Annotated in this window: 18 protein-coding genes and 1 pseudogene; 13 read left to right on the forward strand and 6 right to left on the reverse strand. The window is 71.9% G+C overall.

Annotated elements, in window-relative coordinates; all coding sequences use genetic code 11:
- The first annotated feature begins 220 nt into the window (after positions 1 to 220).
- From scy to ACFP2V_RS17995, 6 genes and pseudogenes are all read left to right on the forward strand, one after another.
- Positions 221 to 4,069 (forward strand): polarized growth protein Scy, encoded by a 3,849-nt coding sequence (scy, locus tag ACFP2V_RS17970; protein WP_381212915.1) that lies wholly within the window; start codon positions 221 to 223, stop codon positions 4,067 to 4,069.
- 235 nt (positions 4,070 to 4,304) lie between these two features.
- Positions 4,305 to 5,240, forward strand: coding sequence for a coiled-coil domain-containing protein (locus tag ACFP2V_RS17975; RefSeq protein WP_381212918.1), 936 nt, complete (start codon positions 4,305 to 4,307; stop codon positions 5,238 to 5,240).
- A 101-nt stretch (positions 5,241 to 5,341) separates the two neighbouring features.
- Entirely contained in the window at positions 5,342 to 6,295 is a 954-nt protein-coding gene (locus ACFP2V_RS17980; protein ID WP_381212921.1) for an ABC transporter ATP-binding protein, read from the forward strand.
- A gap of 2 nt (positions 6,296 to 6,297) precedes the next feature.
- Entirely contained in the window at positions 6,298 to 7,065 is a 768-nt protein-coding gene (locus ACFP2V_RS17985) for an ABC transporter permease (RefSeq protein WP_381212924.1), read from the forward strand.
- Between the two features lie 188 nt (positions 7,066 to 7,253).
- Positions 7,254 to 8,516 (forward strand): annotated as a pseudogene (locus ACFP2V_RS17990) (ABC transporter ATP-binding protein); the annotation flags it as partial.
- Complete coding sequence (locus ACFP2V_RS17995; protein WP_381212928.1) at positions 8,516 to 9,409, forward strand: ABC-2 transporter permease; 894 nt, start codon at positions 8,516 to 8,518, stop codon at positions 9,407 to 9,409. The pseudogene ACFP2V_RS17990 and the gene ACFP2V_RS17995, both read left to right, overlap by 1 nt.
- A 33-nt stretch (positions 9,410 to 9,442) precedes the next feature.
- On the opposite strand, the gene ACFP2V_RS18000 is transcribed toward ACFP2V_RS17995, so the two are convergent.
- Positions 9,443 to 9,775: an ATP/GTP-binding protein gene (locus ACFP2V_RS18000; RefSeq protein ID WP_381212931.1), complete on the reverse strand. Its 333-nt coding sequence runs from the start codon at positions 9,773 to 9,775 to the stop codon at positions 9,443 to 9,445.
- A gap of 242 nt (positions 9,776 to 10,017) precedes the next feature.
- Here ACFP2V_RS18000 and ACFP2V_RS18005 point away from each other — a divergent pair, with 242 nt between their 5' ends.
- Positions 10,018 to 11,055: an LLM class flavin-dependent oxidoreductase gene (locus ACFP2V_RS18005; RefSeq protein ID WP_381212933.1), complete on the forward strand. Its 1,038-nt coding sequence runs from the start codon at positions 10,018 to 10,020 to the stop codon at positions 11,053 to 11,055.
- 89 nt (positions 11,056 to 11,144) lie between these two features.
- Here ACFP2V_RS18005 and ACFP2V_RS18010 read toward each other — a convergent pair whose 3' ends face one another.
- Complete coding sequence (locus ACFP2V_RS18010) at positions 11,145 to 11,537, reverse strand: SCO5389 family protein (protein ID WP_042167610.1); 393 nt, start codon at positions 11,535 to 11,537, stop codon at positions 11,145 to 11,147.
- A 366-nt stretch (positions 11,538 to 11,903) separates the two neighbouring features.
- Between ACFP2V_RS18010 and nucS the strand changes: the two genes are divergently transcribed.
- A complete protein-coding gene (gene nucS / locus ACFP2V_RS18015; RefSeq protein WP_381212936.1) occupies positions 11,904 to 12,575 on the forward strand; it encodes an endonuclease NucS in 672 nt (223 codons plus the stop codon).
- Between the two features lie 82 nt (positions 12,576 to 12,657).
- Here nucS and ACFP2V_RS18020 read toward each other — a convergent pair whose 3' ends face one another.
- From ACFP2V_RS18020 to ACFP2V_RS18030, 3 genes are all read right to left on the reverse strand, one after another.
- Positions 12,658 to 15,213, reverse strand: coding sequence for an ATP-binding protein (locus ACFP2V_RS18020; protein ID WP_381212939.1), 2,556 nt, complete (start codon positions 15,211 to 15,213; stop codon positions 12,658 to 12,660).
- A gap of 278 nt (positions 15,214 to 15,491) precedes the next feature.
- Positions 15,492 to 15,815, reverse strand: a complete 324-nt coding sequence (locus ACFP2V_RS18025) for an STAS domain-containing protein (RefSeq protein WP_055593451.1) — start codon at positions 15,813 to 15,815, stop codon at positions 15,492 to 15,494.
- A 153-nt stretch (positions 15,816 to 15,968) separates the two neighbouring features.
- Positions 15,969 to 16,817: a 3-hydroxyacyl-CoA dehydrogenase family protein gene (locus ACFP2V_RS18030; RefSeq protein ID WP_381212943.1), complete on the reverse strand. Its 849-nt coding sequence runs from the start codon at positions 16,815 to 16,817 to the stop codon at positions 15,969 to 15,971.
- Positions 16,818 to 17,152: 335 nt separating this feature from the next.
- Between ACFP2V_RS18030 and ACFP2V_RS18035 the strand changes: the two genes are divergently transcribed.
- Complete coding sequence (locus ACFP2V_RS18035) at positions 17,153 to 17,887, forward strand: D-Ala-D-Ala carboxypeptidase family metallohydrolase (protein WP_381212946.1); 735 nt, start codon at positions 17,153 to 17,155, stop codon at positions 17,885 to 17,887.
- Positions 17,888 to 18,053: 166 nt separating this feature from the next.
- Positions 18,054 to 18,626 carry a cob(I)yrinic acid a,c-diamide adenosyltransferase gene (locus ACFP2V_RS18040; protein WP_381212949.1) on the forward strand — a complete coding sequence of 191 codons (573 nt, stop codon included), beginning with the start codon at positions 18,054 to 18,056 and terminating at the stop codon, positions 18,624 to 18,626.
- An 81-nt stretch (positions 18,627 to 18,707) separates the two neighbouring features.
- On the opposite strand, the gene ACFP2V_RS18045 is transcribed toward ACFP2V_RS18040, so the two are convergent.
- Positions 18,708 to 19,292 (reverse strand): hypothetical protein, encoded by a 585-nt coding sequence (locus tag ACFP2V_RS18045; RefSeq protein WP_381212952.1) that lies wholly within the window; start codon positions 19,290 to 19,292, stop codon positions 18,708 to 18,710.
- A 162-nt stretch (positions 19,293 to 19,454) separates the two neighbouring features.
- Between ACFP2V_RS18045 and ACFP2V_RS18050 the strand changes: the two genes are divergently transcribed.
- From ACFP2V_RS18050 to ACFP2V_RS18060, 3 genes are all read left to right on the forward strand, one after another.
- Complete coding sequence (locus ACFP2V_RS18050; RefSeq protein WP_381212955.1) at positions 19,455 to 20,705, forward strand: sensor histidine kinase; 1,251 nt, start codon at positions 19,455 to 19,457, stop codon at positions 20,703 to 20,705.
- On the forward strand, positions 20,702 to 21,352 hold the full coding sequence (locus ACFP2V_RS18055) for a response regulator (RefSeq protein WP_055591764.1): 651 nt from the start codon (positions 20,702 to 20,704) through the stop codon (positions 21,350 to 21,352). Before ACFP2V_RS18050 ends, ACFP2V_RS18055 begins: the two co-directional genes overlap by 4 nt.
- Before the next feature lie 119 nt (positions 21,353 to 21,471).
- Positions 21,472 to 22,996: glycosyl hydrolase family 18 protein (locus ACFP2V_RS18060; RefSeq protein ID WP_381213179.1), on the forward strand; the 1,525-nt coding region annotated here is incomplete at its 3' end.

Here is a 22,996-nt window from a genome sequence, read left to right on the forward strand (position 1 = left end):
CGATCAGGTCCTGCCGTCAGAAAGGTGACGACTGCCCCCGTTCGGGTGAGCGTCGCCGATCCTGACAGCAGGACGTACCGGGGTCCGGGTTTCGGGGGGCGAGCGCGGGGGTAGCAGCGCATGTTCCTCCGTTGATCTGACACCATTCCCCGGGGGTCCCGTTCGGCGGACGGACGGGGCTCGGCCAGAGTTGCGACCAGGGGACGGATGGGACCGCGCAGTGCGGGGCTACGAGAGCCAGGAGCGAGATCCGGCGGCTGACGTCGACCACCTCACTCGGTTCGAAGCCGAGATGAAGCGGCTGAAGACCGAGCGGGAAAAGGCGATCCAGCACGCCGACGACCTCGGCTACCAGGTCGAGGTGCTGCGCGCCAAGTTGCACGAGGCGCGGCGCACCATCATGTCCCGGCCCGCTTACGAGGGCGGCGACATCGGCTACCAGGCCGAGCAGTTGCTGCGCAACGCGCAGATGCAGGCCGACCAGCTCCGCGCGGACGCGGAGCGCGAGCTGAGCCAGGTGCGGGCGCAGACCCAGCGGATCCTCCAGGAGCACGCCGAGCAGGCGGCCCGGCTCCAGTCGGAGCTGCACCAGGAGGCGGTGACCCGGCGCCAGCAGCTCGACCAGGAGCTGGCGGAGCGCAGGCAGACCGTCGAATCGCACGTCAACGAGAACGTGGCGTGGGCCGAGCAGGTGCGGGCCCGTTCCGAGCAGCAGGCCCGCCGGCTGCTCGACGAGTCCCGCGCGGAGGCCGAGCAGGCGCTGGCCGCCGCCCGCGCGGAGGCCGAACGAGTGACCGCCGAGGCCCGTCACCGGCTGCGGAGCGAGGCCGAGGCGGCCCGCACGGAGGCCGACCAGACGCTGCGCCGGGCCCGCGCGGACGCCGAGCGGCTGCTGACCGCCGCTTCCACGCAGGCGCAGGAGGCCACCGACCACGCCGAGCAGGTGCGGACGTCGACGGCCAGTGAGTCGGAGTCCACCCGCCGCGAGGCCCAGGAGCTCACCAAGGCCGCCGAGCAGCGCATGGCGGCCGCCGAGGAGGCTCTGCGCGAGGCCCGCACCGAGGCGGACAAGGTGCTCGCCGAGGCGAAGGAGACCGCGTCGAAGGCGCTCGCCTCCGCCGAGTCCGCCAACGAGACCCGTACGCGCACGGCCAAGGAGCAGGTCGCCCGGCTGGTCAGCGAGGCCACCAAGGAGGCCGAGACCACCAAGGCGGACGCCGAGCAGGTCGTCGCGGACGCCCGCGCGGAGGCGGAGAAGATCGTCGCGGAGGCCGCCGAGAAGGCCCGTACGATCACCGCCGAGGAGAGCGCCACCCAGCTGTCGAAGGCGGCCCGGACCGCCGAGGACGTGCTCAACAAGGCGTCGGAGGAAGCCAAGCGGACCACCAGGGAGGCGGCCGAGGAGGCCGAGCGGATCCGCCGCGAGGCCGAGGCCGAGGCGGACCGGCTGCGCGCCGAGGCGCACGACATCGCCACGCAGCTCAAGGGCGCGGCGAAGGACGACACCAAGGAGTACCGCGCCAAGACGGTCGAGCTCCAGGAGGAGGCCCGCCGGCTGCGCGGCGAGGCCGAGCACCTGCGGGCCGACGCGGTCGCCGAGGGCGAGAAGATCCGCGCGGAGGCCCGTAAGCAGGCCGTGTCGCAGATCGAGGAGGGCGCCCGGTCCGCCGAGGAGCTGCTGGCCAAGGCGAAGGCGGACGCGGACGAGCTGCGTTCCACCGCGCAGACGGACAGCGAGAAGGTCCGTACCGAGGCCATCGAGCGCGCCACGACGCTGCGCCGACAGGCCGAGGAGACGCTGGAGCGCACCCGCAAGGAGACGGAGCGGCACCGCGCGGAGGCCGCCGAGCAGGCCGACGCGCTCAAGGAGGACGCCGAGCGGGCCGCGCGCGAGGTCCACGAGGAGACCGAGCAGGCCGTCGCCGCGCGCCGCGCGGAGGCCGCCGAGGAGCTGACCCGGCTGCACACGGAGGCCGAGGAGCGGCTCGCCTCGGCCGAACAGGCGCTGAGCGACGCCCGCGAGGAGGCGGGCCGTATCCGCCGGGAGGCCGCGGACGAGGCCGAGCGGCTGCGCACCGAGGCGGCGGAGCGGGGCCGTTCGCTCCGGCAGCAGGCACAGGCGGAGGCGGAGCGGCTGCGCGACGAGGCCGCGGCGGACGCGGCGGCCTCCCGCGCGGAGGGCGAGTCCGTGGCCGTGCAGCTGCGGTCGGAGGCCGCGGCGGAGGCGGAGCGGCTGAAGTCGGAGGCCCAGGAGAGCGCCGACCGGCTGCGGGCCGAGGCACGGGCCGCCGCCGAGCGGCTCGGCGCGGAGGCGCAGGAGACGCTGGCGGGCGCGCAGGAGGAGGCCGCCCGGCGTCGGCGCGAGGCCGAGGAGTTGCTGGGCGCGGCCCGCACGGAGGCCGACCAGGAGCGCGAGCGGGCCCGGGAGCAGAGCGAGGAGCTGCTGGCCTCGGCCCGCAAGCGGGTGGAAGAGGCGCAGGCCGAGGCCGTACGGCTGGTCGAGGAGGCCGACCGGCGGGCCACCGAGATGGTGGCGGCGGCCGAGCAGAACGCCCAGCAGGTGCGGGACGCGGTCGCGGGACTGCAGGAGCAGGCGCAGGACGAGATCACCGGGCTGCGCCAGGCCGCCGAGCACGCGGCGGACCGTATGCGCCGCGAGGCGGAGGAGGAGTCGGACCGGGTCCGGTCCGACGCCTACGCCGAGCGGGAGCGGGCGGGCGAGGACGCCGGCCGGATGCGGCGCGAGGCGCAGGAGGAGACGGAGGCCGCCAAGGCGCTCGCCGAGCGCACCGTGACCGAGGCGATCACCGAGGCGGACCGGGTCCGTTCGGAGGTCTCCGAGCAGACCCTGCGGATGCGTACGGAGGCGTCGGACGCGGTCGCCGAGGCCGAGCGGAACGCGTCGCGCACCCGGGCCGAGGCCCGGGAGGACGCCAACCGGATCCGTTCGGACGCGGCGGCCCAGGTGGACACCCTCATCACCGAGGCGCGCGGCGAGGCGGAGCGGCTCACCGCGGAGACGATCGCGGAGACCGACCGGCTGCGTACGGAGTCGGTGGCCAAGGCCGAGAAGCTGATCTCGGACGCGTCCGGCGACGCGGAGCGGCTGCGGGCCGAGGCGGCCCAGACGGTCGGCTCGGCGCAGCAGCACGCGGAGCGGATCCGCACCGAGTCCGCGCGGCTCGAGGCCGACGCGGAGCGGGAGGCGGAGCGGCTGGTGACGTCCGCGCGCGAGGAGTCCGAGCGCACCCTCGACGAGGCCCGCAAGGACGCCAACAAGCGGCGTTCGGAGGCGGCCGAGCAGGTCGACACGCTCATCACGGAGACCGCCGCCGAGGCGGACAAGCTGCTCACCGAGGCGCAGCAGCAGGCGCAGAAGACCACCGCGGACGCGGAGGCCCAGGCCGACTCGATGGTCGGCGCGGCCCGCACGGAGGCCGACCGGCTCGTCGCCGAGGCGACGGTCGAGGGCAACTCCCGGGTGGAGAAGTCCCGTACGGACGCGGACGAGCTGCTGGTCGGGGCCCGCCGGGACGCGACCCGGATCAGGGAGCGTGCCGAGGAGCTGCGGGACCGGGTCACCGGTGAGATCGAGGAGCTGCACGAGCGGGCCCGCCGTGAGGCGGCCGAGACGATGAAGTCCACCGGCGACCGCTGCGACGCACTGATCAAGGCGTCCGAGGAGCAGCTGGCCAAGGCGCAGGCGCAGGCCAAGGAGCTCGTGTCCGAGGCCAACTCCGAGGCGGGCAAGGTGCGTATCGCCGCGGTGAAGAAGGCCGAGGGTCTCCTGAAGGAGGCCGAGCAGAAGAAGGCCACGCTGATCAAGGAGGCCGAGGAGCTGAAGGCCGAGGCGATCCGCGAGGCGCGGGCCACGGTCGAGGAGGGCAAGCGCGAGCTGGAGGTCCTGATGCGGCGGCGCGAGGACATCAACGCCGAGATCTCGCGCGTGCAGGACGTCCTGGAGGCGCTGGAGTCGTTCGAGACGCCTGGCGGCGGCAAGGACCACGGGGTGAAGGCGGCCGCGGCGGCCGGTACGCCCGGCCAGCGGAGCAAGTCTTCGGACAGTTAGGACCCCTGAGGGCGAACCGGGCAAAACTCTTCGATGATGCGAGAAACCCCCTGCCGGCAGGTGAAATCCCTTGCCGGTCAGGGGGTTTGAGCATGCACTGGGCAAGCACTCCGGGGGTCAGCCACTCAAAAGGGGTGTCATTCTCCGTATCAAACGTGCATCCGCTCGATGACACAGCGCTTCGGCGCCTAGGATTCCCCCTATCACCTCACCGGTCTCATTCGACAGGAACCCCATGAGCGACACTTCCCCCTACGGCTTCGAGCTTGTGCGGCGTGGATACGACCGCGCTCAGGTGGACGAACGTATCTCCAAACTCGTCTCCGACCGTGACAGCGCTCTCGCCCGCATCACCGCTCTGGAAAAGCGCATCGAGGAGCTCCACCTCGAGACGCAGAACGCCCAGGCCCAGGTCACCGACGCCGAGCCGTCGTACGCGGGTCTCGGCGCACGTGTGGAAAAGATCCTGCGCCTGGCCGAGGAGGAGGCGAAGGACCTCCGTGAGGAGGCTCGGCGCGCGGCCGAGCAGCACCGTGAACTCGCCGAGTCCGCCGCCCAGCAGGTGCGCAACGACGCGGAGTCGTACTCCGCCGAGCGCAAGGCCAAGGCCGAGGACGACGGCGTCCGGATCGTCGAGAAGGCGCAGAGCGAGGCCTCGCAGCTGCGGTCGGACGCGCAGAAGGACGCCCAGTCCAAGCGCGAGGAGGCGGACGCCCTCTTCGAGGAGACCCGCGCGAAGGCCGCGCAGGCCGCCGCCGACTTCGAGACGAACCTCGCCAAGCGCCGCGAGCAGTCCGAGCGCGACCTGGCGTCGCGTCAGGCCAAGGCCGAGAAGCGTCTCGCCGAGATCGAGCACCGGGCGGAGCAGCTGCGTCTGGAGGCCGAGAAGCTGCGCACGGACGCCGAGCGCCGGGCCCGCCAGACGGTGGAGACCGCCCAGCGTCAGGCCGAGGACATCGTGGCCGACGCCAACGCCAAGGCCGACCGGATCCGTTCGGAATCCGAGCGGGAGCTGGCCGCGCTGACCAACCGCCGCGACTCCATCAACGCCCAGCTGACCAACGTCCGCGAGATGCTGGCGACGCTCACGGGCGCCGCGGTGGCCGCGGCCGGTTCGCCGGCCGAGGAGGAGCCCGCCTCCCGCGGGGTCCCGGCCCAGCAGACCCGGTAAGCAGCGGTTCGGGTTACTGGCCGGAATACGACGGCTGAACATCGACGAAGCCCTCTGCCACTGAGGTGGCAGAGGGCTTTGTCCCGTTCTAGCGTGGCGGCATGATCGAGCTCGAGGGGCTGACCAAGCGGTACGGCGAGAAGATGGCGGTCAACAACCTGACGTTCACCGTCAGACCGGGCATCGTCACGGGCTTCCTCGGCCCCAACGGCGCGGGCAAGTCCACCACCATGCGGATGATGCTGGGCCTGGACCGGCCCACCGCGGGTGACGTCCGGATCGACGGCAAGCACTACGACCGCCTCAAGGACCCGCTGAAGTACATCGGCGCCCTGCTCGACGCCAAGGCCGTGCACGGCGGCCGCAGCGCCTTCAACCACCTGCTGTGCCTCGCCCAGAGCAACGGCATCCCCCGGCAGCGGGTGCACGAGGTACTGGACACGGTGGGGCTGTCGTCGGTGGCGAGGAAGAAGGCCAAGGGCTTCTCGCTGGGCATGGGCCAGCGGCTCGGCATCGCCGGCGCGCTGCTCGGCGACCCGCGCATCCTGATGTTCGACGAGCCGGTCAACGGGCTCGACCCCGAGGGCATCCACTGGATCCGCACCCTGATGAAAACGCTGGCGGCGCAGGGCCGTACGGTCCTCGTCTCCTCCCACCTGATGAGCGAGATGGCGCTGACGGCGGACCACCTCGTCGTCATCGGGCAGGGCCGCCTGCTCGCCGACACCTCCATGGCCGATTTCATCGCGCACAACTCCCGTACGTACGTCCGGATTCGCTCCCCGCAGCGGGAGCGGCTGCTGGACGTGCTGCACGAGGCCGGCCTCACGGTCGTGGAGAACGGAGGCGGGACGCTGGAGGTGGACGGCACCGGGGCGGAGCGGATCGGGGAGCTGGCGGCCCGGCACCGGCTGGTGCTGCACGAGCTGAGCCCGCAGCAGGCCTCCCTGGAGGAGGCGTTCATGCAGTTGACCGCGGAGTCGGTGGAGTACCACGCGCACTCCGACGCACCCGCGGCCCCGCGGCAGTGGGGCGACGACTGGAAGAAGGGCTGAGTATGGCGGCGGTACAGGTCGTCCGGTCCGAGTGGACCAAGATCCGGTCGGTGGCGTCCACCGTGTGGACGCTCTCCCTGGCGGTGGTCGTCACCATCGCGCTCGGCATGCTGATCTCGGCGCTGTCGGCGCACGAGTTCGACACCATGAGCGCCCACCGGCGGCTCTCCTACGACCCGACCTTCATCAGCTTCGCGGGGATGAGTCTCGGTCAGCTCGCGATGATCGTGTTCGGGGTGCTGGTTGTGTCGAACGAGTACAGCACCGGCATGATCCGCACCTCGCTGGCGGCCGTACCGCAGCGCGGCTCGTTCCTGGCCGGCAAGCTCGGGGTGGCGACCGCGCTCGCGCTCGCCGTGGGCATGGCCACCAGCTTCGCCACCTTCTTCCTCGGGCAGGCGATGCTCGGCGAGCACAAGGCGTCCCTCGGCGACGACGGCGTGCTGCGGGCCGTGATCGGCGGCGGCCTGTACATGACCCTGATCGCGGTGTTCTCGATGGGCGTCGCCACGATGCTGCGCTCCCCGATGCTGGCGCTGGGCATCCTGATGCCGTTCTTCTTCCTGATCTCCAACATCCTGGGCAACGTCGACGCGACGAAGAAGATCGGCCGGTTCCTGCCGGATCAGGCCGGCAGCAGGATCATGCAGGTGGTGCCGCCGCTCGACGACACCCCGTACGGGCCCTGGGGCGGACTCGGCATTATGGTGCTGTGGGTGATCGCGGCGCTCGCCGGCGGCTACCTGCTGCTGAAGAAGCGCGACGCGTAGGGTCTTTCGTTCGGATCAGGCCGGACCCCGCGGGGTCCGGCCTGATCCGAACGAAAGACCCTGGAGGACGCGGAGGGGTGGCCCGGTTTTTACCTCGTCTTGGGTGGAACCGTCAGCCTGTCGATATCCTCCTAACCCTTACGGGGGTGTGCGCCCCCGTTGTCCTGAACCTCTCGATGGGGCGGAGCATGATCGAGGCAGTCGGCCTGACCAAGCGGTACGGCGACAAAACCGCTGTGTACAACCTTTCCTTCCAGGTGCGGCCCGGCGCCGTCACCGGCTTCCTGGGCCCCAACGGCTCGGGCAAGTCGACGACGATGCGGATGATCCTCGGTCTCGACAACCCCACCGCGGGGCACGTCACGATCGGCGGCTATCCCTACCGCAGGCTGCCCAACGCCGCCCGGCAGGTCGGCGCGCTGCTGGACGCCAAAGCAGTGCACGGCGGCCGGTCCGCGCGCAGCCATCTGCTGAGCCTGGCCCAGCTGTCCGGCATCCCGGCCCGCCGCGTGGACGAGGTGCTGGGCGTGGTCGGGCTGCACGAGGTGGCGCGGCGGCGTTCCAAGGGCTTCTCGCTGGGCATGGGCCAGCGGCTCGGCATCGCCGCCGCGCTGCTCGGCGACCCCCAGGTGCTGCTGTTCGACGAGCCGGTCAACGGCCTCGACCCCGAGGGCATCCTCTGGGTGCGCAACCTGATGAAGTCGCTCGCCGCGGAGGGCCGCACGGTCTTCGTCTCGTCCCACCTGATGAGCGAGATGGCGCTGACCGCCGACCACCTCATCGTGATCGGGCGGGGGCAGCTGCTGTCCGACATGAGCGTGAAGGACTTCATCTCCGCGAACTCCGCCGACTTCGCGCGGATGCGCACCCCGGACACCGAGCCGCAGCAGCGCGAGAAGCTGTCCGCCGCGCTCACCGAGGCGGGCGGCAGCGTACTGCCCGAGCAGGACGGCGCGCTGCGGGTGACGGGACTGCCGCTGCCCCGCCTGAGCGACATCGCGCATGAGGCCGGCGTACGGCTGTGGGAGCTGTCACCGCACCAGGCCTCTCTGGAGGAGGCGTACATGCGGATGACGCAGGGCGTGGTCGACTACCGCTCGACCACCGACCAGAAGGAGGGGTTCCAGGAGCCGCTCCCGCCGGGCGCGCAGCCGCCCCTACCGGTGCCGGGTCAGGGCCAGCCCGGCTGGTACGCCCCGCCGCCGCCCCAGCAGGGCGGTCAGTACGTCGCGGCGGCGCCGGGCACACCGCACCCGTACGGCGCTCCGGGCGCACCTGGAGGGGTTCCGGGCGCACCGGTGGCCCCGGTGGCCAACCCGTACGCCCAGCCCGGCCAGGGCGCCGCTGTGGCCGCTCCCCCGTCGGCCGCCCCGGCCGCCGCTCCGGCCGCGTCGCCGGCCGCCCCCGCCGGCCCGGCCGGCTCCGACGTGACCAAGCCCGAGGAAGCCCGATGAGCACGCCCCAGCCCCCGACACAGCCGGCCGCGCCCGCATGGGAGGCGGCGGCGCCCGGTACCGCGCATCCCGCCTCCGGCTCGGCGGGTCCCGGCTACACCTCGCCGATCCCGGTGGTACACACCCACTTCGGCCATGCGCTCGCCTCCGAGTGGACGAAGATCAAGTCGGTGCGCTCCACGATGTGGACGCTGGGTGTGTTCGTGCTGCTCGTCGTCGGTATCGGCCTGCTGACCGGTCTGGTGGTGGTGGGCACCGACCCGGATCTCGGCGGCGAATCCGCACTGTCCCTGGGCTTCTTCGGCCTGCTCCTGGGCAGTATGTGCATCATCACGCTGGGGGTGCTGACCACGGCCTCGGAGTACGGCACCGGCATGATCCGCACGACCATGGTCGCCTGCCCCTCGCGCGGGCGGGTGCTCCTGGCGAAGGCCCTGGTGTTCTTCCTGGTCGCGTTCGTGGTGACGCTGCTGTCCGCCACGGTCATCGCGTTCCTGCACGTGGCGATGCTGAAGAGCAACAACGCGGGGGAACCCACCGGTGACGAGTGGCTGAAGGCCACCGTCGGCATCTCGCTCTACATCGCGCTGCTCGGCACGCTCTCGCTGGCCGTCGGCTCGATCATCCGGCACTCGGCGGGCGCCATCACCCTCATGATCGGCGCCGTGCTCGCCCCGCTGGTGATCGCGCTGTTCATGTTCTCGTCCTCGCTGGAGGACGTGCGCACCGCGCTGTTCGAGTACTCCATCCCGAACCAGCTGAGCATCTTCTACGCCAACTCCCTCAGCACCTCCGGCCCCTCCGGCTGGGACCCGCTGTGGATCATGATCGGGCTCACGGCCGTGGTGTTGGGCGGCGCCTTCGCGCTGCTCGGCAAGCGGGACGTGTAGGAGCCGCTCCGGCACCCGAGGGCCTGACGGCCCTCAGAACCTCGGCGCGTTACGGGACCGCTGCACCCGCGTGGTGCGGCGGTCCTTGGCGTTCCAGCAGGCCTTGTGCCAGTGCCGGCGGTCGTCGACCCCCGCGTGCCCGGGCCAGGCCACCACGTGCGGCACCCCGTCCGGGATCAACTGGTCGCAGCCGGGGCAGCGGTACGCCTTGCCCTGGGCGCTGGCCCCCGCCACGTGCCGTACGTTCCACTCCTCGTCCTGCCAGCTCTCCGTGGACTGCCAGCCGCCGTAGCGCCCGGACCGGTCGTCCTCGGCGCTCCAGCCGGACGAACCGGCTCCCTTGGCTCGGTTGCGACGCGGGGACACAGGACACCTCACGGGGCTATACAGGATGCAGGGACCGCATCCAGCCTACGCGGGGCCGAGCCGGGTACGCGTACGGAACCAATCATCACAAGTTTCCTTTCACGGTGGCGCAACACCGGCTCCGGAACCGCCCATTCTGCAGACAATCCGCAAATTCCTCCTCCCGGCCGTGTCCTCGGCACGTGTCAGACGGTTATGCCCTGCGGGGGAGCTCCGTGTCGGAGCCAAGGAAGCAGGAAGCAATGCGCGTTGGAAGTTTCGTGTTGGGCGCCCAGTTCCCCGGGCAGGGCGAAGGGGAGGCACTGCACCGAGCGGTCCGCTGCGCCGAACTGGCGGAGGAGGCGGGGCTGGACGCGGTCTGGCTGGGTGAGCACCACTTCGTTCCGTACGGCACCTGCCCGTCGGCGATCACCCTGGCGGCGTTACTGCTCGGCCGCACCCGCCGCATCCGGGTCGGTACGGCGGTGAGCGTGCTGCCCACCGTCCATCCGGTGGCGCTCGGCGAACAGGCCGCGCTGCTCCACGTCACCAGCGGCGGACGGTTCTCGCTGGGCGTCGGGCGCGGCGGCCCGTGGGTCGACCTGGAGGTCTTCGGAGCCGGCCTGAAGGCGTACGAGCAGGGGTTCGGGGAATCGCTCGATCTGCTGATGCGCTGGCTGCGCGAACCGTCCGTCGCGGCCGACGGGGAGCGGTACCGCTTCCGCGAAGTGCCCGTCGTCCCGCGCCCGTCGGAGGCTCTCACCGAGGCCGCGGGCCCCGAGGTCGTGGTTGCCTGCACCTCTCCGGCGAGCGTGCGGCTCGCCGCCGAGCGCGGGCTGCCGATGCTGCTCGGCATGCATGTCGGGGACGAGGAGAAGGCCGAGATGGTCGCCCTGTGGCAGCGGCACGCGCGCGCGTGCGGACGGCCGGCGCCGGAGGTCCACCGCGCGCCCCATGTGTCGGCCGGTGTCTGCCAGATCGCCGACCGGCGCACCGACGCGGCGGAGACGCTGCTGAAGGCGATGCCGGGCTGGCTGCGGCAGGGGCTCGAGGCCCATGTCACGGTGGACGGGCGCCGGCGGCGGATGCGTGACCCGCTGGCCTACACCGAACTGCTCTGCGGGCTGCACCCGGTGGGCACCCCGCGGCTGTGCGCGGACCGGCTCGCCGCGACCAGCGAGCGGACCGGCATCTCCCGGTTCGCGCTGCTCGTCGAGGGTTCCGGCGACCTCGCGGCGACCGAGGAGACCGTACGGCGGCTCGGATCCGAGGTGATCCCCCAACTCGCCGACAGGCCCTGAACGAGTCGGGGGCTCGATGATGGCTTGCCGCCCCGGTACAAAAAACCGCACCTCCCGCGTACAGGACGGCAAGCGACCGACGTGGTGCGTCAGCAGTCGCGCAGTTCCGGTGACTGGTTCAGCAGCTGGCCTCGGACCGAGGTGAACTTGGCCAGCCTCTCGTCGACCGAGGAGTCCAGCGGGAACACGGCCACCCGGTGGCAGTTCTGGAAGGCCAGCCGGACACCGAAGTGCCGCTGCAGCGCTCCGCGGATCGCGTCACTCGCGAGTGCGCGCAGCAGCTGCCCGCGCGCCTGCTCGTCCGGCGGGGGCGTCTGGTTGTCGGCGAACTCTCCGCCGTCGACCTTCAGCTGGGCCACCAGGGAACTGATCATCTCCCACGCGTAGGGCAGGGAGGTCCGGACGCAGTCGACGAAGTCAGCTTCGTCGACCTCGCCTCGCTCGGCCTGTTCGAGTAGGGCCGGTGAGACGTCGAGCGACATGGGTTCTCCTCTCGCACCCCCGCGGCGCGGGGGTTGCCTGACAGATACGGGAGCTCGCAATTTCCGACACGCTGCGTACACATCTCGCGACCTCCCGTTCAATACCGTAAGCAACGGGCCGTGGCCGCACCAGGCGAATCCCCGGATGCGGGACTTTCCGTAGGCCGGTAATCAGCCATCGGCGAACACGCGTTTTCCAGGAGATACGGGACGCGTCGCGCGGGTCCGGAGGGGCTCCTGTGAGTCGGCCGTGAGGGCTGTGCCGCGGCCGTGCGGGACCTGGCGAGGCGCTGTACGCGTGCGCCGGCGGGGTGCCCGTGAGGGCGAATCGCATCCACCCCGGCCCGTCGAGTAGCGTTGCCGACCATGCGTCTCGTCATTGCCCGCTGCTCCGTGGACTACGCCGGGCGGCTCACCGCGCACCTGCCCTCGGCACCCCGTCTGATCCTGGTCAAGGCGGACGGCAGCGTGTCGATCCATGCCGACGACCGGGCCTACAAGCCCTTGAACTGGATGTCGCCGCCCTGTGCGCTCAAGGAGGGCACAGGCGACGAGGAGGGGGTCTGGACCGTCGTCAACAAGGCGGGCGAGAAACTCATCATCACGATGGAGGAGATCCTCCACGATTCCTCGCACGAACTGGGGGTCGATCCCGGCCTGATCAAGGACGGCGTGGAAGCGCACCTCCAGGAGCTGCTGGCGGACCGTATCGAAACGCTCGGCGAGGGCTACACCCTCATCCGCCGCGAGTACATGACCGCCATCGGCCCCGTCGACATCCTCTGCCGCGACGCCGGGGGACAGACCGTCGCGGTGGAGATCAAGCGGCGTGGTGAGATCGACGGTGTCGAGCAGCTCACGCGCTATCTGGAGCTGCTGAACCGCGATCCGCATCTCGCCCCGGTGCGGGGTGTGTTCGCCGCCCAGGAGATCAAGCCGCAGGCCCGGGTGCTCGCCACCGACCGGGGCATCGGCTGCCAGATCCTCGACTACGACGCGATGCGGGGCATCGAGGACGACAAGCTGCGCCTGTTCTGACCGTCACCGCGGTGCCCGGTGCCACGGCACGCGGGAAGGGCCGGATTCCCCTCGGGAGTCCGGCCCTTCCCGCGTGCGTCCGTCAGATCACCATCGTCCCGGAGCTGCTGGGCGTGCCCTCGGCGCTGCTCTGCGGGGCGCTCGCCGAACCGCTCACCTCCGACTCCGTCTCCGCGGGGGTGGAGGGGGCGGGACCGCTCGCCGAGGTGGTCGTCTCCGGCGAGGAGGGCCCGTCCGTCGGCTCCGCCGTCGGCTCGGTGGGCTCGGTCGTCGGTTCGGTCGGCTCCTTGGTGGGGTCGGTCGGGTCGTCCGTGGGCTCGGTCGGCTCGTTGGAGGTCGGCGGCTTGGTGGGCGACGTCGGCGGCTTGGTGTGCTTCGTCGGGCCGGTGCCGGTCGTCGGGTCGTCCGGTTCCTTCGTGTCGCCCGGGTCGTCCGAGGACTCGCCCGACTCGGTGGCCGTCGGCGTCGGGTCGTCCGAGGTGCCGAGGGTGCCGTCCGGGCCGGGGTCGGTCGGCCGGCTGGTGGCGTCGCCGGTGTCGCCGTTCTCGTCGGCCCGCGGGTCGGCGCCCAGGCTGCCGTCGTCGACGCCCTGGCTCGCGGACGGGTTGACGCCGACGTTCTCCGACGAGGTGCCCTCGTCGTTCTCCGAGGTGGCGCCGAGGGTGACCACCGTGCCCAGCACGGCGACGAGCAGCGCGCCCGCGCCGGCCGCCACGAGGTTGCGCCGGGCCAGACTCTTCAGTCCGCCGCCCGCCTTGTGCGCGGGCGCGGGCTCCTGCACGGGCGCGGTGCGGTGGACGATCAGCCCGGCGTCGGCGGGCGGCTGGAGTTCCGGGAACGCCGTCGGCACCTCGCGGGGCGGCGACACCGACTCCTCGTAGTGGACGTCGGGCACCTCCTCCCCCACGGTCGGCATCAGCGCCATCGGGATGCCGGAGCGGTCGGCGACCAGGGCCAGCGCGCGGCGTCCGGCGACGGTGCCGCGCTTGTCGGCGAGGGCCCCGCGCAGGCCGATGGAGGTCTCCAGCTCGGCGCGGGCACGGTCGAGGTCGCCGGTGCACAGGGCGTGGATGCCGAGCTCGTGGTGGAAGTAGGCCTCCTCCGCCACGTCCCCGGCGTGCCGGGCGGCCTCGGCGCCGGCCCGCAGCGCCCGTTCCCAGGCGCTCCAGTGCAGGCCCGCGGCGAACGCGGGTGCCGCGGAGCGGGCCAACTGCACGGCGGTGCTGGGCTCGCCCTCGCCGCCGGCCGAGGAGAGCGGCGGCAGCAGGCCGAGCGCGGCGAGCACGGCGTCGGCCTCGGCGCAGACCCGCTCCGGGGTGACCGAGGGGTGCCCGGTCCACCAGGCGTAGTGCTGGGCGGCGGTACGGGCCTGGGCCTCGATGTCGTCGGTGTACCCGGCGGCCTCCAGTTGGGCCGGCACACCGGCGGCGAGCCGGTAGCGGGAGCCGACGGCACAGACCAGTCCGCACGCGGCCAGTTCACCGAGGGCGGCGTCGGCGTGGGTGTCGCCGACCAGCGCGGGCAGGTGGGCCTGGTGCGGGAGTTCGCCGCCGAGCGCGACGGCGAACCGCAGGGTGGCGCGGGCGGAGGTGCTGAGCCGGGAGGCGAGCAGCGGGGCGGGGGCGGCCGCATCGCCGAGCGAGGGCAGCGGGATCTCGTCGCCCTCGACGGCGTCCTCGGGCAGGTCCTCGGGCGGGGTGTCCTCGAAGACACCGAACTCGTCGACGGCGCTGGTGCCGACGCGCAGCCGGTCGCGCTGCCGCAGCAGGGCGCCGGCCTGGACGAAGCGCAGTGGCAGGCCCTCGGACTCGAACCAGAGGTCGCCGGCCCAGTTCGACTCGTCCTCGGTGAGGCGCCGGCCGACGGCGCGCTCCAGCAGTTCCAGGCCGGCCGCGCGGTCGAGGCCGTCGAGGGTGATCTCCTCGACACCGGAGCCGGCGGACGGGGCGGGCACGTCCGGGGTGGCACCGAGCAGGAAGGCGCACTCGGGGGTGGCGTCCAGCAGTTCGTCGAGGGCGGCGCCGCCGAACCCGAGGTCGTCCAGGACGACGACCGCGCCGACCTCCCGCAGGCAGTCGGCCAGTTCGTCCCGGTCGGGGCGGTGCAGGGGCGCGCCGTGGACGGCGTAGAAGAGGTCGTACAGCAGGTCGTCGCTGCTGCGGCGGTGGCCGTTGAGGCGGACGACGCCGTCGGGGGCGAGGTCCGCGCAGTCCTCGGCGACGGTGTCGAGCAGCCGGGTGCGGCCGGAGCCCGCGGGCCCGGTGAGGAGCACGGAGCGGCCGCGGGCGAGCAGCCGGACCAGCTTCTCGCGCTCGTCCTGGCGGGCCAGCAGCGGCAGCACGGGCTGCGCGGGACCCGGCGGGACGGGCGGCTGCGCGGCGCGGGCGGTCTCGGCGCGCTCGGCCTCCGTCAGCTTCGCCGGGCGGGCGGGCCGTTCGGCGGGCGGGCAGGGCTCTATCTCGCTGCCGTCGACGGGATTGACGGTGAGCAGGAAGTCGCCGGAGACGAGCTGCACCGCGCGCGCGAGCGCGGGCGGTCCGAAGTCGGATGCGAGGGGATCCCTGGGCGGGCGCTGGCGCGGCGCGTGCCCGTCGCCGTCGCGACCGTACTCCTCGGGTTCCGGGTTGTTCGGGTCCATAGGTCCTAGCCCCCCAAAAGCGTTGTGTGCCTGGGTCCTGTCGTCGGACTCCCGGCGTCGCTGCACACCGCGCTGTCGCTTCTGGTCCGGTCCCGCTCGAGGGTTGCAAGGCGGCGGGCAGCCGAACCCTAAACCTTCGCCCAGTATCTACGACAGCTCGGGGTACCGGGCGGTCCGAGACGTCACGGTCTCGTGAGGATTGTGCGCGCGTCGCACGGTACGCCGAGGCCGGCCGGGTCCGTCCGTCCGGTCCTGGCCGGCCGGGCCTGTCCTGCGCCTCATACCCGGGGCAGCGTGTCCACCCCGATACCTCCTTCGATCGCCAGGATCCGGTGCAGCCGGGTGGCCACCAACAGGCGCTGCATCTGCGGCGGTACGTCGCGCAGCACCAAACGCCGGCCGCAGCGGCCGGCCCGTCGGTGGGCTCCCATGATCACGCCGAGTCCGGTGGCGTCCCAGGAGTCCAGTTCGGACAGGTCCAGCAGCAGGTCGCCGACTCCGTCATCGACGGCCGCGTGCAGGACCGTACGGGCGTCCGCCGCGCTGCGGACGTCGAGGCGGCCCCCGACGACCAGCTCGGCGTGGTCGCCCCTGATGTGCATATGCGCTCCCCGGTGCGTGCGTCTCGTGCTCCACGTTTCGTAATGCCGGTGATGCAACCTCTGACTGCGTGGAGCCCGCAGAGGTTGCCCCGTGTAAGCGAATCGATACCGAATTCACCCCGGCGGGTGACCGGGCCGGGGCGTTCGGGGTGATCAGTACGTGTAGAAGCCCTGCCCGCTCTTCCGTCCGATGTCACCGGCGTCAACCATCCGGCGCATCAGCTCGGGAGCGGCGAACTTCTCGTCCTGGGACTCGGTGTAGATGTTGCTGGTGGCGTGCAGCAGGATGTCCACGCCGGTCAGGTCCGCGGTGGCCAGCGGTCCCATGGCGTGCCCGAAGCCCAGCTTGCAGGCCAGGTCGATGTCCTCGGCGCTCGCCACGCCCGACTCGTGGAGCTTCGCGGCCTCGACGACGAGGGCGGAGATGAGACGGGTGGTCACGAAGCCGGCCACGTCGCGGTTGACGACGATGCAGGTCTTGCCGACCGACTCGGCGAACTCCCGTGCGGTGGCGAGGGTTTCGTCGCTGGTCTTGTAGCCGCGAACCAGTTCGCACAACTGCATCATCGGCACCGGCGAGAAGAAGTGGACGCCGACGACCCGCTCCGGACGCTGCGTCGCGGCCGCGATCTTGGTGATCGGGATGGCGGAGGTGTTGGAGGCGAGAACGGCGTCGTCGCGCACGATCCCGTCCAGGGCACGGAAGATCTCGTGCTTGACCTCGAGCTTCTCGAAGACCGCCTCGACCACGACGTCCGCGTCGGCGCAGGCGTCCAGGTCGGTGGTCGCGGTGATCCGGGCGAGGGCCGCGTCGGCGTCGTGGGCCTCGAGCCTGCCCTTGCTCACGAACCTGTCGTACGAGGACTTGATCCCGTCGGTGCCCCGCGTGAGCGCCTCGTCGGTGACGTCGCGCAGAACGACGTCCCAGCCCGCCTGGGCGGAGACCTGCGCGATTCCGGACCCCATGAGACCGGCCCCGATGACGGCGAGCTTCCGTGCCACTGTGCGACTCCCCTTCGAAACGCTCACGCACTGTTCATGTCTGTCACTCGCGGACACTAGCGTCCGTGAGCGGATGTGTGAGGGGTTAGTAATGCGTGTCACGTCTCACGCCGTGAGACACCCGTCACGCCCGAGGACCGTACCTCCCCCGGCCTTGGCGCCACTCCCGGCCGGCGACGGACGGCACGATTCGCTCACCGGATCTCCCCGTCGTCAACTCCCTGGATTCGCCGACGCGTCGTTGACGCGCGTAGCTGCGTGGCGCACGCTGGTCGACGGTCGCCGTCCGGCCGGCGGCACCACCTCGTCCACCGACCGACGGCCGGGAGGCCACCATGCTCAGACGTACGGCACGCACCCTTCTCTCATTTGTCATGATCATGGCGGGAACGGTCCTCGGTGTGAGTGTCACCGCGGGCACGGCGCATGCCGACGACTGCTACACCTGGAACCGCTCCCTGTCCCAGGGCTCCTCCGGCAGCGATGTGACCCAGCTGCAGATCCGGGTCGCGGGCTGGGTGACCTCGGGCGAACGGCTCTCCTACGACGGCCAGTACGGCGCCCGCACCACCGCCGCCGTCAAGAAGTTCCAGGCGGCCTACGGGCTGGCCGCGGACGGCGTGGCCGGACCGGCGACCTTCAACAAGCTCTACGCCCTCCAGGACTCCGACTGCACACCGGTCCACTTCAGTTACGCCGAACTCAACAAGTGCAACTCCGACTGGTCGGGCGGCGCGGTCCCGGCGGCCACCGCCAGGGCGAACGCCCTGAAGACCATGTGGAAGCTGGAGGCGATGCGGCGCCAGCTCGGTGACGTGCCGCTCACCATCTCCAGCGGCTTCCGCTCCTACGCCTGCAACAACGCGGTCGGCGGCTCCTCGACCAGCCGTCACCTCTACGGCGACGCGGCCGACCTGGTCGGCTCGCCGAGCTTCTGCACCCTCGCCAAGCAGAGCAGGACCCACGGCTTCTCGGAGATCCTCGGCCCGGGCTACCCCGGCCACAACGACCACGTCCACGTGGCCCACGCCCCGTCGCCGTACTGGTCCGCACCCAGCTGCGGGATCTGACCCGGCGCTTCTCCCCACCCGAGACCGGCCGGCACGGCGGGCCACCCCCCACGCACCGCACCCCGCGCCCGCCGTACCGCCCGGCCGCGCGACCCCGTCGTGCCGCCCTCCCGTGACACCCGGCACACCGGTGTCCGGACGGCCGGGGCGTCACTAGGCTGGGCCCATGGTCAACCTGACACGCATCTACACGAAGACCGGCGACAAGGGCACCACCAACCTCGGTGACATGAGCCGGGTCGCCAAGACCGACCTGCGCATCGCCGCCTACGCCGACGCCAACGAGGCGAACGCGGTGATCGGCACCGCGATCGCGCTGGGTGCCCTGGACGAGGAGGTCGTCAAGGTCCTCACCCGCGTGCAGAACGACCTGTTCGACGTGGGCGCCGACCTGTCGACGCCGGTCGTGGAGAACCCGGAGTTCCCGCCGCTGCGGGTCGAGCAGTTCTACGTGGACCGGCTGGAGACGGACTGCGACCACTTCAACGAGCGGCTGGAGAAGCTGCGCTCCTTCATCCTCCCGGCGGGCACACCGGGCGCCGCCCTCCTCCACCAGGCCTGCACCGTGGTCCGCCGCGCGGAGCGCTCCACCTGGGCGGCCCTGGAGGTGCACGGCGACACCATGAACCCCCTCGCCGCCACCTACCTCAACCGCCTCTCCGACCTCCTCTTCATCCTGGCCCGCATCGCCAACAAGGAGACCGGCGACGTGCTGTGGGTACCGGGCGGGGAGCGCTGAGGGACCTCGGCCCTCGCCACCGGACACCTCGGCTCCCGAGCGCCGGGCGGTCCGGGCGACACCCCGGCCGACCGGCCGTGTTCACCGGCCGGCGCTCTCCTTCCGCTCGGCGAGACCGTCCCGCCACTTGGCCACCGGGGCCCTCTTCGGCCAGATCCAGTAGGTCAGGGCCACCACGCCGTGGAGCCCGGTGACGCGCAGGGCGACGAAACTCCATTCCTCCAGCGTGCCGGTACGGCTCGCGTCACCGACGTACCAGACGGCGAGCCGGAGCAGCGCGACGGCCACGGCGGCGCCCGCCGCCGTGGCCAGCCACAGCTTCGTCTCGTACCGGGCGCGGGCCGTGCCGTAGCGGGGCGGCCCGGCCGGCTTCGGGGCGCCGCCGAAGCGGTGGGCGGCATGGCCGTCCAGCCACTTCACGGTGCGGTGGCCGTGCCCGACGGTGTAGCCGATGTAGAGCGCGGCCAGGCCGTGCGCCCAGCCCGGCTCGGCGCCGTTCCTGAGGTCGACCGCGGTGGCGACCAGCAGGACGACCTCCAGCAGCGGCTCGCACAGCAGCAGCGCCAGACCGGTGCGCGGCATTCTCAGCAGGTAGCGGAAGGCCAGTCCGGCGGCCAGCAGCACCCAGAAGCCGATCTCGCAGGCGGCGATCAAGGCGACGATCACGGTTCGCTCCTCTCGGTCACCCTTTCAGGCTCCCCTGCGCACTGGCCGCCGGCGTCGTCGCCGGCGATGAACTCCCTGTACATCGAAAGATGCAGTCCAGCGGCCCCGAGGAACGTTCTCGGGCATCAGGCGGCGGCCGCGCGCAGCGTGTTGGATGGGGTCATGGCGCTACGACTCCCCCGGCCCCACCGCTTCGACGTGTGGGCGTCGCTCGCCGGACTGCTCGGCGGGCTGCTGCTGTGGGGCATCGGGCTGGGTATGCGGCCCGCCGACGCGAGCTACGTGGTCTTCGACGGCCGGTGGCCGGTCCTGTTGCCGCTCGCCGTGATCGCCGGCTGCGAGCTGCTGCGCCGCAGTGCCCCGCGCGCCGCGCTGCTCACCGGCACCGCGGCGCTGCTCGCGGACGGTCTCACCCAGGGCAGCCTGGCCACGATCATCATGTACACCGACCTCATGTACGCCGCCGTCCTGTACGGCACACCCACCGCCGCCCGCCTCCTCCCCCGGCTCACCGCGCTGCTCACGGTCGTGGGGGCGCTGGTGCCGTACGCGCTGTGGCGGGTACCCGAGGCGCTGCTGGTCGGGGTGGCCGTCGGCGTCCTCGCGTTCACCCCCGCGTCGACCGGACTGATCGTGCGCAACCACCGGGAGGCCGCCGAGGCCGCCCGGCTGCGCGCCGAACAGACCGCGCTGCTGGCCGAGATGGACCGCACCCAGGCGGTGACCGCGGAACGTGCCCGGATGGCAAGGGAGTTGCACGACATGGTCGCCAACCACCTGTCCGCGATCGCCATTCACTCCACGGCCGCGCTCTCCCTGGACGACGAGGAAGCCTCCCGGAACGCGCTCACCGTGATCCGGGAGAACAGTGTCCAGGGACTGGCCGAGATGCGCCGTCTCATCGGCATCCTGCGCGACCGCGCCGACGACCGGGAGCCGTCCGCCACCCCGACCCTGGACGGTCTCGGCGCCCTGGCGGAGGGGGCCCGCGCCAACGGTCTGGAGGTCGTCCTCGATCCCCTGCCCGACGCCGGGCACGGCGCCGTCCCGCCGCCGGTGGAGCTCGCCGCGTACAGGATCGTTCAGGAGGCGCTGACCAACGCGCTGAAGCACGCCGACAAGGGGCCGGTCACCGTGCGGCTGCGCCGTGCGGCCGACGCCCTGGACCTCCGCGTGGTCAGCCCGTACGGCGGCCGGGACGCCCCGCGCGCCCCGGGTTCCGGGGCCGGTCTGGTGGGGATGCGGGAGCGGGTCGCCCTGCTGGACGGCACCTTCGGGGCCGGCCCGGAGGACGGCGCCGACCCCGCGTGCCCCACTGTCTGGGTCGTGCGCGCCTCCCTGCCCCTCACCAACACCCCCGCGGGCGCCACGGCCGCCGCCCCCGCGCCCCCTCCCCGAGGAGAGACCGAATGATCCGCGTCCTGGTCGCCGAGGACCAGTCCGCCGTCCGCGCCGGACTGGTGCTGATCCTGCGCAGCGCGCCCGACATCGAGGTGGCGGGCGAGGCGGCGGACGGTGAGCAGGCGGTGGCGCTCGCCCGTGAACTGCGGCCGGACGTGGTGCTGATGGACGTGCAGATGCCCCGCCTGGACGGGGTGTCGGCCACCCGGCAGGTCGTCGCGGAGGAGCTCGCCGACGTGCTGGTGCTGACCACCTTCGATCTCGACGAGTACGTCTTCGGGGCGCTGCGGGCCGGCGCCTCGGGGTTCCTGCTGAAGAACACGGAGGCGAAGGACCTCATCGCGGCCGTGCGCACGGTGGCGCGCGGGGAGGGGATCGTCGCCCCGGCCGTGACCCGGCGGCTGATCGCCGAGTTCGCCGCGAAGCCCGCCCGCGCGTCCACGGCCGATCCGGCGGTGCTGGACTCCCTCACCCGGCGCGAGCGGGAGGTGCTGGGCTGTCTCGGCGAGGGCCTGTCCAACGCCGATGTCGCCGAGCGCCTCGACATGGCGGAGGCCACGGTGAAGACGCACGTCAGCCGTCTGCTGGGGAAGCTGGGACTGCGCAGTCGGGTGCAAGCGGCGGTACTGGCTCAGGAGTTGGGTGTCCAGAGGTCATAACGGCCTAGTGGTCCAGACCTATTGACCCGTGGTCCAGACCTTTCTATCCTCACGGCACCGCGGGTGTGATGGCTCAGTCATGCCCCCGACGACATCCGTCACCACAAAGGAGGCGCAGCATGCGCTTCAGACACAGAGCCGTGGCCGGGTTCGCCACCCTCCTCCTCCCCTTCTCCGCCCTCGTCGCCCTCGCGAGCCCTGCCCAGGCCGCGACGTCCGCCACCGCCACCTACGCCAAGACCCAGGACTGGGGCTCCGGCTTCGAGGGCAAGTGGACGGTGAAGAACACCGGCACCACCGCCCTGAACTCGTGGACCGTCGAGTGGGACTTCCCCTCCGGTACCTCCGTCACCTCCGCCTGGGACGCCGACGTGACGTCCTCGGGCAACCACTGGACCGCCAAGAACAAGTCCTGGAACGGCACCCTCGCCCCCGGCGCCTCCCTCAGCTTCGGCTTCAACGGCACCGGCACCGGCGCCCCCGTCGGCTGCAAGCTCAACGGCGGCAGCTGTGACGGCACCTCGGTCCCCGGCGACGCGGCACCCTCCGCGCCCGGCACCCCGTCGGCCTCCAACGTGACGGACACCTCGGTGCGGCTGTCCTGGTCCGCGGCCACCGACGACAAGGGCGTCAAGAACTACGACGTCCTGCGCGACGGCGCCAGGGTCGCCACAGTGACCGGCACGTCGTACACGGACAGCGGCCTGAGCAAGGGCACCGACTACTCGTACAGCGTGCAGGCCCGTGACACCGCCGACCAGACCGGCCCGGTCAGCGGCTCGGTGCGGGTCCGCACCACCGGCAACACCGAGGAACCGCCGCCCACCGGCGGCAAGGTCAAGCTCGGTTACTTCACCGAGTGGGGCGTCTACGGCCGCAACTACCACGTCAAGAACCTGGTGACGTCCGGTTCGGCCGCCAAGATCACCCACATCAACTACGCGTTCGGCAACGTCACCAACGGCCAGTGCAAGCTCGACGACGCCTACGCCGCCACCGACAAGGCCTACACAGCGGACCAGTCCGTCAGCGGCACCGCCGACGCCTGGGACCAGCCGCTGCGCGGCAACTTCAACCAGCTGCGCCAGCTGAAGGCGAAGTACCCGCACATCAAGGTGCTGTACTCGTTCGGCGGCTGGACCTACTCCGGCGGCTTCGGCCAGGCCGCGCAGAACCCGGCCGCGTTCGCCAAGTCCTGCAAGCAGGTCGTGGAGGACCCGCGCTGGGCCGATGTCTTCGACGGCATCGACATCGACTGGGAGTACCCGAACGCCTGCGGCCTCACCTGCGACACCAGCGGCCCGGCGGCCTTCAAGAACCTCTCCCAGGCCCTGCGTGCCGAGTTCGGCAAGAACTACCTGGTCACCGCCGCCATCACCGCGGACGGCTCGAACGGCGGCAAGATCGACGCGGCCGACTACGGCGGCGCCGCCCAGTACCTCGACTGGTACAACGTGATGACGTACGACTACTTCGGCGCCTTCAACAAGAACGGCCCCACCGCCCCGCACTCGCCGCTGACCGCGTACAACGGCATCCCGCAGGACGGCTTCAACTCCGCCGCCGCCATCGCCAAGCTGAAGGCCAAGGGCGTCCCGGCGGGCAAGCTGCTGCTCGGCATCGGCTTCTACGGCCGTGGCTGGA

Origin of the sequence: Streptomyces incanus, from assembly GCF_042656345.1 — a bacterium.
In the GTDB taxonomy this organism is placed as follows: Bacteria; Actinomycetota; Actinomycetes; order Streptomycetales; family Streptomycetaceae; genus Streptomyces; species Streptomyces incanus.